This window comes from Accumulibacter sp. (genome assembly GCF_031732815.1).
In the GTDB taxonomy this organism is placed as follows: domain Bacteria; phylum Pseudomonadota; class Gammaproteobacteria; order Burkholderiales; family Rhodocyclaceae; genus Accumulibacter.
Genome location: NZ_JAVMKF010000306.1, coordinates 1 through 10,055 on the forward strand (window position 1 = coordinate 1; position 10,055 = coordinate 10,055).

13 protein-coding genes are annotated in these 10,055 nt (G+C 65.8%); 4 read left to right on the plus strand and 9 right to left on the minus strand.

Annotation, left to right across the window (positions count from 1 at the left end; genetic code table 11):
* Both RKP46_RS18330 and RKP46_RS18335 read left to right on the plus strand, forming a co-directional pair.
* The coding region (locus RKP46_RS18330) for an AmpG family muropeptide MFS transporter (protein ID WP_311107962.1) at positions 1 to 1,148 on the plus strand (1,148 nt) is incomplete at its 5' end.
* Positions 1,115 to 1,852 carry a uracil-DNA glycosylase family protein gene (locus tag RKP46_RS18335; protein ID WP_311107963.1) on the plus strand — a complete coding sequence of 246 codons (738 nt, stop codon included), beginning with the start codon at positions 1,115 to 1,117 and terminating at the stop codon, positions 1,850 to 1,852. The genes RKP46_RS18330 and RKP46_RS18335, both read left to right, overlap by 34 nt.
* A 121-nt stretch (positions 1,853 to 1,973) precedes the next feature.
* Here RKP46_RS18335 and RKP46_RS18340 read toward each other — a convergent pair whose 3' ends face one another.
* The 4 genes from RKP46_RS18340 to RKP46_RS18355 form a co-directional block, all read right to left on the minus strand.
* Positions 1,974 to 2,276, minus strand: coding sequence for a YqjK-like family protein (locus RKP46_RS18340; RefSeq protein WP_311107964.1), 303 nt, complete (start codon positions 2,274 to 2,276; stop codon positions 1,974 to 1,976).
* Complete coding sequence (locus RKP46_RS18345) at positions 2,257 to 2,667, minus strand: phage holin family protein (RefSeq protein WP_311107965.1); 411 nt, start codon at positions 2,665 to 2,667, stop codon at positions 2,257 to 2,259. The genes RKP46_RS18340 and RKP46_RS18345 overlap by 20 nt, the downstream gene beginning before the upstream one ends.
* A gap of 13 nt (positions 2,668 to 2,680) precedes the next feature.
* Positions 2,681 to 3,001 (minus strand): YqjD family protein, encoded by a 321-nt coding sequence (locus RKP46_RS18350; protein WP_300328605.1) that lies wholly within the window; start codon positions 2,999 to 3,001, stop codon positions 2,681 to 2,683.
* A gap of 139 nt (positions 3,002 to 3,140) precedes the next feature.
* Positions 3,141 to 3,992, minus strand: coding sequence for an exodeoxyribonuclease III (locus tag RKP46_RS18355; RefSeq protein WP_311107966.1), 852 nt, complete (start codon positions 3,990 to 3,992; stop codon positions 3,141 to 3,143).
* A 43-nt stretch (positions 3,993 to 4,035) separates the two neighbouring features.
* On the opposite strand from RKP46_RS18355, the gene pyrE reads away from it, so the two are divergent.
* A complete protein-coding gene (gene pyrE / locus RKP46_RS18360) occupies positions 4,036 to 4,674 on the plus strand; it encodes an orotate phosphoribosyltransferase (RefSeq protein WP_311107967.1) in 639 nt (212 codons plus the stop codon).
* A 1-nt stretch (position 4,675) separates the two neighbouring features.
* Positions 4,676 to 5,308 (plus strand): hypothetical protein, encoded by a 633-nt coding sequence (locus tag RKP46_RS18365; protein WP_311107968.1) that lies wholly within the window; start codon positions 4,676 to 4,678, stop codon positions 5,306 to 5,308.
* Between the two features lie 19 nt (positions 5,309 to 5,327).
* Here the strand turns inward: RKP46_RS18365 and RKP46_RS18370 are convergent, their stop codons facing one another.
* From RKP46_RS18370 to RKP46_RS18390, 5 genes are all read right to left on the minus strand, one after another.
* Entirely contained in the window at positions 5,328 to 5,855 is a 528-nt protein-coding gene (locus RKP46_RS18370; RefSeq protein WP_311107969.1) for a gamma carbonic anhydrase family protein, read from the minus strand.
* A 46-nt stretch (positions 5,856 to 5,901) separates the two neighbouring features.
* Positions 5,902 to 7,122, minus strand: a complete 1,221-nt coding sequence (locus tag RKP46_RS18375) for an ABC transporter permease (RefSeq protein WP_311107970.1) — start codon at positions 7,120 to 7,122, stop codon at positions 5,902 to 5,904.
* The gene (locus RKP46_RS18380) at positions 7,116 to 7,826 is read right to left on the minus strand and encodes an ABC transporter ATP-binding protein (protein ID WP_311099080.1); all 711 of its coding nucleotides are present in this window, start codon (positions 7,824 to 7,826) and stop codon (positions 7,116 to 7,118) included. Before RKP46_RS18380 ends, RKP46_RS18375 begins: the two co-directional genes overlap by 7 nt.
* Complete coding sequence (locus RKP46_RS18385; protein WP_311107971.1) at positions 7,826 to 9,043, minus strand: efflux RND transporter periplasmic adaptor subunit; 1,218 nt, start codon at positions 9,041 to 9,043, stop codon at positions 7,826 to 7,828. Before RKP46_RS18385 ends, RKP46_RS18380 begins: the two co-directional genes overlap by 1 nt.
* Positions 9,040 to 10,055: TolC family protein (locus RKP46_RS18390; protein ID WP_311107972.1), on the minus strand; the 1,016-nt coding region annotated here is incomplete at its 5' end. The genes RKP46_RS18390 and RKP46_RS18385, both read right to left, overlap by 4 nt.

The window sequence follows — 10,055 nt, forward strand, 5'->3', positions numbered from 1 at the left end:
TGCGCAGCGAGGGTGTCGATCTGAAGACGATCGGCTTCTTCGCGCTGATCCAGTTTCCTTACACCTGGAAGTTCCTCTGGGCCCCCCTGCTTGATCGCTATCACCTGCCGCTCGGGCGACGGCGTGGTTGGATGCTCGTCTCGCAAATCGGTTTGCTGCTGGCGATCGGCTGGCTGGGGGGATTCTCGCCGGCCGGCAATCTGCAGCCCGTAATCTGGCTGTCGGTCGTCCTTGCCTTCCTCTCGGCGACGCAGGATGTTGCTCTCGACGCGTTTCGGCGCGAAATACTGAACGAGCAGGAACTCGGTCTGGGCAACTCGGTGCATGTCAACGCGTATCGGATAGCCGGATTGGTTCCCGGCTCGCTGTCGCTGATTCTGGCCGATCTCCTGCCGTGGGCGCAGGTGTTCTGGATCACCGCTGCTTTCATGCTGCCGGGAATGGCGATGGTGCTTCTGGTTTCGGAACCGGCCGCGCCTGGCGCTCCGAAGACGCTGCGCCAGGCGGTCGTCGAACCCTTTCAGGAATTCATCGGGCGCAAGGGCTGGCTCGGCGCCTTGCTGGTGCTCGCTTTCATCTTCCTCTACAAGCTCGGCGATTCGCTGGCGACAGCGCTCTCGACGCCGTTCTATCTCGATCTCGGCTACAGCAAGACCGACATCGGCGTGATCGCCAAACACGCGGGCCTCTGGCCGGCAGTCATTGGCGGACTGCTCGGCGGCCTGTGGATGGTTCGCCTGGGGATCAACCGCGCACTATGGCTGTTCGGTTTCGTCCAGATGTTTACCATCCTCGGTTTTGCCTGGCTCGCCTGGCGCGGCGTGCAGCCGGTGATCGACGGTTTCGATCGGGCCGCCCTAGCGAGCGTGATCGCTGCCGAATACCTTGGCGTCGGCCTGGGTACGGCGGCGTTCACCGCCTTCATCGCGCGGGCGACCAACCCGGCGTTCACGGCGACACAGTTTGCCCTGTTCACCAGCCTGGCGGCGGTTCCGCGCACCTTCATCAACGCCAGTGCCGGTGCGCTCGTCGAAGCGATGGGCTGGGTCAGCTTCTTCATCCTGTGCTTCGCGCTTGCCGCGCCGGGCATGCTCCTGCTGTTCAAGGTGGCTCCATGGAACGAAGCTGCGCCGTCGCCGAAAGCCTGATCGCAGCCGCGCGCGAGTTGTCCGCGCAACTCGCGCAACTGTCTTTTGGGCCGCCGGTCAGCCACGTCTACGATCCGCTGAACTACGCTTGGCAGGCGCATGAGGCCTACCTGCGGCGCTATGCGACGAACGGCAAACGCGTGATCTTTCTCGGCATGAACCCGGGGCCTTTCGGTATGGCGCAAACCGGTGTGCCTTTTGGCGAGGTTGCCGCAGTGCGCGACTGGCTGGGAATCGCAACCGGCGTCGGCCAACCGCTGGCCGAGAACCCCAGGCGACCGGTCGAGGGATTCGCCTGCAAGCGTTCAGAAGTCAGCGGGCGGCGCTTGTGGGGGCTGTTTCGCGCGCGCTTCGGTTGCCCCGAGGCGTTCTTTGCCGAGCATTTCGTCGCCAACTATTGTCCTCTGGCCTTTTTCGACGGCGGGCGGAACCTGACGCCGGACAAGCTTCCGGCGCGTGAGGCCGCACCGCTGCACGCCGTCTGCGACGCGCACCTGCAGGCGCTGGCGGCGATCCTGCGGCCGGCCTGGGTGATCGGTGTTGGCGCATTTGCCGAAGCGCGTGCGCGCGCCGCGCTCAGCGCGACCGGCGTGCGCGTCGGGCGCGTGCTCCACCCGAGTCCAGCCAGTCCGCTCGCCAATCAGGGTTGGGCGGACATCGCCGCCGGGCAACTCGTCGCGCTCGGTATCTGGGACGCGCAATAAGGGCGGGCGAGAGGCCAGGGCGAGGCCTGCCGCCTGCCGGCGGCGCGCGCTGCCGCACGACGGGGGAGACGACTTGCGGCGCCGCGCGCTCAACGCGCACCGCCGATCGCGGCTGGCAGCCTCAGAGCGCCGCGATCTTCTGTCGCAGCAGGTGCCAGGTGCGCCAGGCGAAGAAGGCGCGCTTGCCCCAGCGCCAGACGCGCTGCGGTCTGAGCACGACGAGTACGGCGACCGTTGCCCCGACGACGTGCGGGTGGTCCTGCAGGTAGCGGGTCGTGCTGCGCAGCCCGGCGACGATGCTGTCGGCCGTCTGCAGGCCGCTGCTGATCGGCTGCGCGTCGCGCGCCAGTTGCGCGCGCTGCATGCTGATCCGCTCGAGCAGTCGTCCGCGCTGAATCAGGAGATCAATGCGTTCCTGCCGCACCTTCGCCTTCGCCCTTGATCTGCCGCAGGTCTTCGTCGAGTTCGCCGATGCTCGCGGCGAAGATGCTGCTCGGCTGGTGCAGCGCGTGCCGCAGCAACAGCGCAGCAGCACCCCCGAGCACGAAGAAGAAGCCAATGAAGGAAGCCAGGACGACCACACGATCATCCCAGAAGACGATGACGCACAAGGCGACGGCAACGATCGTACCGACCATCAGGCAGAACGCGACCAACTGCGAAAGCAGCAGCAGACGGACGGCACGCAGCTTCTCTTCGCGGATTTCGTTGCCGAGAAGCTCGAGGCGCGTGCGCCCGGTCGACAGGAGCGTCGCAACGCCGTTCCTGGTGGCCGACAGCAGACCTCTGCGTGCATCGCCGGGAGCGTTGCTCATCGCCGGCGGGTGCCTAGCGACGGCCGATGATCACGCCGAGCAGCAGCCCGATGCCGGCAGCAATGCCGACGGCGCGCCAAGGATTCTCGTGCACGTAGTCGTCCGTGGCGCGCGCGGCGGCCTTGGTTCGGTCCACCAGCGCGGCTTCGGCGTCGGCCAGCCGGATCTTGGCATCGCGCAGCCGTTCGCCGATGCGTTCGCGCAGGTCGCCCATCTTTTCCCCGGCGACGCCGGCGGTGGCGCGCAGGATTTCCTCGGCGTCGGCGACCACAACCTTCATGTCGGAGACAAGCTTTTGTTTGCTGGCGGTGGAAAGTTCAGTAACTTCGGACATGGATGACCTCGTAGTGAGAAGGGTTTGGACAGACGGCAGCGTGTAAGGCTCAACTCATCGGTACGGTGCTCAGATTATAGAAATCGTCGGCGGGAATCAATGCGCAAACGGGATCGGTGAGCGAATGCCCCCGGATTCTTTACGCTGGCGGCTGGCCGACGGCGTTCGCTTGCCCGGTCGAATGCGCCTCGCCGGCCACCAACGGCGCCTGCGCTGGGTAGGCGTAATCGATGATCAGCGGCGCGTGGTCGCTGAAGCGTATCTCCTTGAACACCTCGGCGCGGCGGGCGGTGGCGGCAATTCTCCGGGTCGCCAGTTGATAGTCGATCCGCCAGCCGACGTTCCGCGCCCATGCCTGCCCCCGGTTCGACCACCAAGTATAGCCCTCGGCGCCATTTTCCGGATAGAGTTCGCGGTACACGTCGTGCCAGCCGGCTTCGTTCAGCAGACGGCCAAACCAGGCGCGTTCTTCGGGCAGGAAGCCGGAGTTGTTGCGGTTGCTCCGCCAGTTCCTGAGATCGATCTCCTGGTGCGCGATGTTCCAGTCGCCGCAGACCAGTACGTCGCGCCCGCTTGCTGCGAGTTCGACGAGTTGCGGGTAGATCAACGCCATGAAGCGGTACTTGGCTGCCTGGCGGGCTTCGGAGCTCGAACCGGAAGGTTGATAGAGTGACACGACCGAGAGCTGGCCGAAGTCGGCGCGCAGGTAGCGGCCTTCGCCGTCGAACTCTGCGTCGCCGAGAGAATTGGACAGTTTGTCCGGTTTGTCACGGCACCAGAGGCCAACGCCGCTGTATCCTTTCTTCGTGGCGCAATGGTAGTAGGCCTGCATTCCATCAACTGGCCTTATCTGGTCGACCAGGTCGACCGGCTGTGCTTTCAGCTCCTGCAGGCAGATAAGATCAGCCCCACTGCCTTCGGCCCAGGCCAGAAAGCCCTTGCGGCATGCCGAACGAATGCCGTTGAGGTTTAAGCTAATGATGCGTAACATTGCATTGCAGGATGTTTGACGGAATCGAGTGTAGAAAAGATTTATGGACTTCCATCAGGAATTCATCGAGTTTTCGGTCAGGCAACAAGTGCTGCGCTTTGGCAAATTCAGGACCAAGGCGGGGCGGCTTTCGCCCTATTTTTTCAACGCGGGTCTGTTCAACCGCGGTGCGTCGTTGGACAGACTTGCCGGATTCTACGCCAAGGCGATCGAGGCGAGCGGAATTGCCGTCGATGCACTCTTTGGCCCAGCCTACAAGGGAATACCGCTGGTCGCCGTGGTCGCTGTCGAACTGGCGCGGCGTGGACGTGATCTGCCATACTCGTTCAACCGCAAGGAAGCCAAGGACCATGGCGAAGGCGGCAGCATCGTCGGCGCGCCGCTGGCCGGGCGTGTGTTGATCATTGACGATGTGATCAGCGCCGGGACTTCGGTGCGTGAGTCGGTCGAACTGATTCGTGCCGCCGGCGCAACGCCATCGGGTGTGGTCATCGCGCTTGATCGCATGGAACGTGGCAGCGGCGAACTCTCCGCCGTCCAGGAAGTGCAGCAGCTGTACGGCATTCCGGTGATTGCCGTGGCGACGCTCGACGATCTGCTGCGCTTTCTTCAGCAGAGTCCGGACTTGCGGCGTAACGAAGACGCGGTCGCACGCTATCGGCGCGCGTATGGTGTTGCCTGAGATGGCCACTTCGCTGCGCGCACGCCTCGTGTTGGTGCTCGGCATGCTTCTCGCCGGCGCGAGCGATGCCGGACCGCGCATCTTCTGCTGCGCTGATGGCACTGGCCGACAGGTGTGCGGCGACATTCTGCCGACCGCGTGTTATGGGCGCGCCTACCGCGAACTGGGCGATTCCGGCTCGACGGCGCGCGTCGTCGAGGCACCGCTGACCGCCGAGCAGAAAGCGCAGAGAGCGGCCGACGAACAGCGGCGCAAGGAACAGGAGCGCCTGGCTAACGAACAGAAGCGTAAGGACCAGGCGCTGCTCAACACGTATGGCAGCGAGAAGGACATCGAAGCGATGCGCAGCCGCGCCGACCGCGACCTCGTTGCCGCGATCCAGGCCGCCGAGGAACGCATCGTCGACATCCGTCGCAAGCGCAAGCGCTTCGAGGACGAGGCCGAGTTCTACAAGGGGCGGCAACTGCCGGCCGACGTGGCCAAAGGTCTGCGTGACGCCGACTACGAGATCGGTGCCCAGCAGTCGGTGATCGAATCGAAGAAGAAGGACAGGGAAAGCGTGCGGAAGAAATACGACGACGACCTGCGCCGCTACGTCGAGTTGTCGAAGCGCCCGCCATCGGCACGCCCCTGAGCGTGCCCGGCAAGGCGCCTCAGTTGCTCGCCACGCTCAATTCGCGCAGATAGCGTTGCCAGTTGGCGACGTAGTGATCGGCGCTGTGCTGCAGGCGGGCGACTTCGTCCGGCGCGAGCTGGCGCACGACCTTGCCCGGCGAGCCGACGATCAGGCAATGGTCGGGAAACTCCTTCCCTTCCGGGATCAGCGTGTTGGCGCCGACGATCGAGCCGCGGCCGATGACCACGCGGTTGAGCAGCACCGAGCCGATGCCGATCAGCGATCCGTCGCCGATCGTGCAGCCGTGCAGCATCACCAGATGACCGACGGTGACGTTGCGGCCGATCGTCATCGGTACGCCTTCGTCGGTGTGCAGCACGCAATTGTCCTGGATATTGCTGTTTTCACCGATGCTGATCGGGTCATTGTCGCCGCGTGCAGTGACGTTCCACCAGATCGACGCGTTGCGCGCCAGGCGGACATCGCCAATCACCGTGGCGTTGGGGGCGATCCAGCTGTGCGGATCGATCTGCGGGCGGCGTGCGCCGAGTGAATAGCAGGGCATGGTTTGCACCTCGCTCAGGTGGCGCGCGCTCGTGCGCGGCCGGGGTTCATTGGTGGCGCAGCGCTTCGATCGGGTCGAGCGCGGCTGCGCGGTGAGCCGGATAATAGCCGAAAAAGATTCCGATGCTGGCAGCCACGCCGAAAGCGACGAGGACCGCTGCGCCGGAAACGACGATCGCCATGTCGGTCAGCGAATTGACCAGCAGGGCGCCGCCCAGTCCGAGGACGAGACCGATCAGGCAGCCGGCGACCGAAATCATCAACGCTTCAAGCAGGAACTGGCTGAGGATGTCCTTGCGGCGCGCGCCGATCGCCAGCCGGATGCCGATCTCGCGCGTTCGCTCGGTGACCGAGACGAGCATGATGTTCATGATGCCGATGCCGCCAACGAGCAGCGACACCGAAGCGATCGCGCCGAGCAGGACCGACATGACGCGCGTCGTTTCGGCCGCCGAGTCGGCGGCGGCGGCCAGATTGCGCAGGAAGAAGTCGTTGTCCTGCCCGTCGCGCAGCCGATGACGCTGGCGCAGCAACGCCGTCACACTGGTTTCGACCGCCGGCATGCTTTCCGGCGAGTTGGCCTGGACCATGATCAGGCGCACGGTGCCCGGGAAAGGATTGCCGAACACCTTGCGCTGGGCGGTGGTCAGCGGAATGATCACGGTATCGTCCTGATCGCGTCCGTCCAGGTTCTGACCTTTCTTGCCAAGCACGCCGATGACCAGGAACGGGCTCTGTCGGATACGGATCGTCTGGCCGAGCGGATCCTCGGCGCCGAAGAGGTTGGTCGCCGCGGTCTGTCCGATCAGCGCGACGCGTGTTGCCGAGCGCACGTCCGATTCGCCGAAGGGGTAGCCGTCGGTGATCGTCCACGCGCGCGCCTCGAGGTAAGGGGGCGTCGTCCCGACCACCGTCGAGCTCCAGTTGTTCGGACCATGGACGATCTGTTGCGTCCCCTGATGCACCGGCGCGACGTTGAGCACGCCGTCGAGCGCGGCGATTGCCTCGGCGTCGGCGACGGTCAGCGTCGGACCGCCACCCCCGCCGCTGCGCACGCCGCCGGTGCTCGTCGAGCCGGAGATCACGATGTAGAGATTGCTCCCCATCGTGCTGATCGTCTGCGCAACGGCGTACTGCGCGCCCTGACCGATGGCCATCATGAGCACGACCGAACCGACGCCGATCACCATGCCGAGCATCGTCAGCGCCGTGCGCATGCGGTTGGCGCCCATCGCATGCCAGGCTTCGCCGAGCATCGCGCTCAACATGCGGCGTCGGCGGTGCGTGGCGTCGGTGCGTCGCTGACGATCAGTCCGTCGCGGAAGCGGACCTGACGCTGGGCGAAAGCGGCGATGTCGTTCTCGTGCGTGACGAGGACGACGGTGATTCCTTCGCGGTTGAGGTCGCAGAAGATCCGCATGATCTCCTCGCTGGTGTGGCTGTCCAGGTTGCCGGTGGGTTCGTCGGCCAGGAGCAGGCGCGGTGAGTTGACCAGGGCGCGTGCGATTGCCACGCGTTGCTGCTGACCGCCCGAGATCCGGCTGGGCAGCGAGGCGGCATAATCGGCCAGACCGACGCGCGCCAGTTGCTGGCGGGCAGCGGCGCGCCGGGCGGCGCGCTCGGCGCCGGCGTAGACCAGCGGCAAGGCGACGTTGTCTTCCAGGCTCATCCGTGGCAGCAGATTGAAGCCCTGGAAAACGAAACCGATCGTCTGGTTGCGCACGGCAGCGAGTTCGTCGCCGGTCAGTCGGGCAACGTTGCGACCGGTCAGGAAATAGTCGCCGCAGCTCGCCGTGTCGAGGCAGCCGAGCAGATTCATGAAGGTCGACTTGCCCGAGCCCGAGGGCCCCATGATGGCAACGAACTCGCCGGCGGCGATCGCCAGGTCGACCCCCTTCAGCGCCGGGAAGTCGCCCGCTGCCGTGGCGTAGGACTTGCCCAGCCCGACCACCCGGATGGCCGGCTCGGGCATCAGAACAGCCTCATCCCGACGCTGCTTGGCTTGCCGCTGGTCGCCGGCAGGTTCTCGCCGACGACCAGCCGGTCGCCTTCCTTCAGCTCGCCGCCGACCAGCTCGGTGTTGCGATTGTCGGTGATTCCCAGTTGCACGCTGACCGGTTTCAGCTCATTACGCTCGATGACATAGACCGTGCCGCTGGCGGTGTCGCGTTTCCTGCCTTTGCCTTTCGCCTCGCCGCCACCATCAGCCGGCGCGCGCGCGGCAGGCGGTGGCGCGTTGCCCGGACGCTCGCCCGGGATGCTTCCCTCGGCCGGCTTGAAACGCAGCGCGGCGTTCGGAACGAGCAGCACACCGTCGCGCCTGGCGACGCCGATGCTGACGTAGGCGGTCATACCGGGCAGCAGGATGTGCTCGGGGTTGGACAGCGAAACGCGCACGTTATACGTCACGACGTTCTGCTGCATCGTCGGATTCAGCCGGATCTGCTGCACTTCGCCCTGAAAATTGCGGTTGGGGAAGGCATCGACGGTGAAGCGCACCTTCTGGCCTTCCCGGATCCTGCCGATGTCGGCTTCGGCAAAACTCGAATCGATGCGCATTTCCGAGAGATCCTGGGCGATCTTGATCAGCGTCGGCGTCTGCAGACTGGCGGCGACCGTTTGTCCGAGGTCGACGACGCGGTCGACGACGACCCCGGAAACCGGCGAGCGGATCGTCGTATAGCGCAGGTTGACCTGATCCTTGTCGGCTGCCGCCTTCGCCTGCGCGAGTTGCGCCTCGGCCGAGCGGCGCACCTGCACCGCCTGTTCCAGCTCCTGCCGCGACACGTATTCCTGCGCGAAGAGCGCCTTCATGCGCGTTTCGTTGGCGCGCGCCAGCTCGAGCGCGGCGCTCACATTGTGTACATTGGCCGCGCTCTGGCGGGCTTGCGCGGCGAGCAGCGAATCGTCCAGTTCGAGCAAGGCCTGACCCTGGCGAACCTCGTCGTTGAAGTCGACGTAGAGCTTGGTCACCGTTCCCGAAACCTGCGTGCCGACATTGACCAGAACGACCGGGTTGAGCGTTCCGTTGGCCGAAACGGTCTGCGTGATGTCGCCCTTTTCGACCGCCTGCAGCTTGTAGCGCTGCTCGGCCGACTGCGTTTCATTCCGTTGGTACCAATACACGCCGCCGACCGCGAGCAGGCCGAGTCCGACGACGAAAAGCGATTTGCGACGCGCGGGGTTCATCGTCGGTCAAGGGCTCCAGAACTTGCCGCAGCGAGCAGGCGATGGTCGAGCGTGCCGATCGCGCGCGCCAGCGCGGCGCGCGAAACGTGCCAGTCGAGCATCGCCTGGATGCGCTGCAGGCGAGCGTTGGCCAGCGCGCTTTGCGCATTGAGCAGGTCGAGGATATTGCCGACACCGGCCTGGTAGCGGCCGGCGGCGACGCGTTCGGATTGCTCGGCGCTGGCCAGCAGGTCGGCTGCCGTGCGCACGGTCTGCGTCGCGGTGGCCAGCGTCTGATACGCTTCCCAGACGTCGAGCGCCACCTGCTGCCGGATTCCCTCGCGGCGGGCGGCCTGCACCTCGCTTCTCGCCTGCGCGCTGCGCACACCGTAAGTCGTCGCATAGCCGGCAAAGATCGGCAGCGTCAAGCTCAGGCCGAGCGTACTGCTGCGGCTGCTCAGCCCATCGACCTCCTGCCAGCTCGGCCCGGCGTGCAAGGCGAGCCTTGGTCGGCCCGCCGCGCGCGCGTAATCGACGTTTGCCTGCGCGGCGCGCAGCTCGGCTTCCGCCGCCTGCAGTTCCGGGCGATTGCGGCGCGCTTCGGCGATCAGCGCCGCGACGTCGTTGTCAAAGTTCAACGCCGGCGGGGTCAGCGCGATCTCGTCGAGCGTCAGGCTGGTGTGTGCGTCCAGCCCCATGACGTTGGCCAGCCGGCCGTAGGCGTTGCGCAGGGCGCCTTCCGCCTTGATCCGGTTGAGCGTCGCCTGCGACCAGGCGGTCTGCGCCTGCAGGCGGTCAGCCGGCGTGCCGCTGCCCACCTGGTAGCGCACCTCTGCCGCCGACAGGCTGGTGCGACTCGCCCTTTCCGATTCGAGCGCCGCGGCGAGCGCGGCGCGCGCCGCCTGGGCGCCGTAATACGCCTGCAGCGCGGCGAAAAAGACGCCTTGCACGGTCGAATCGAGCGACGCCGCCGCGGCGGCAAGCAACTGGCGGGCGCCTTCGAGTTTGGCCGAGCGGGCGCCGAAGTCGAACA

Bases quoted from the DNA above. Each gene is read 5' to 3' on its own strand.
- RKP46_RS18335 (WP_311107963.1), top strand. From the start codon at position 1,115: ATGGAACGAAGCTGCGCCGTCGCCGAAAGCCTGATCGCAGCCGCGCGC.
- RKP46_RS18345 (WP_311107965.1), bottom strand. From the start codon at position 2,667: ATGAGCAACGCTCCCGGCGATGCACGCAGAGGTCTGCTGTCGGCCACC.
- RKP46_RS18350 (WP_300328605.1), bottom strand. From the start codon at position 3,001: ATGTCCGAAGTTACTGAACTTTCCACCGCCAGCAAACAAAAGCTTGTC.
- RKP46_RS18355 (WP_311107966.1), bottom strand. From the start codon at position 3,992: ATGTTACGCATCATTAGCTTAAACCTCAACGGCATTCGTTCGGCATGC.
- pyrE (WP_311107967.1), top strand. From the start codon at position 4,036: ATGGACTTCCATCAGGAATTCATCGAGTTTTCGGTCAGGCAACAAGTG.
- RKP46_RS18365 (WP_311107968.1), top strand. From the start codon at position 4,676: ATGGCCACTTCGCTGCGCGCACGCCTCGTGTTGGTGCTCGGCATGCTT.
- RKP46_RS18370 (WP_311107969.1), bottom strand. From the start codon at position 5,855: ATGCCCTGCTATTCACTCGGCGCACGCCGCCCGCAGATCGATCCGCAC.
- RKP46_RS18375 (WP_311107970.1), bottom strand. From the start codon at position 7,122: ATGTTGAGCGCGATGCTCGGCGAAGCCTGGCATGCGATGGGCGCCAAC.
- RKP46_RS18380 (WP_311099080.1), bottom strand. From the start codon at position 7,826: ATGCCCGAGCCGGCCATCCGGGTGGTCGGGCTGGGCAAGTCCTACGCC.
- RKP46_RS18385 (WP_311107971.1), bottom strand. From the start codon at position 9,043: ATGAACCCCGCGCGTCGCAAATCGCTTTTCGTCGTCGGACTCGGCCTG.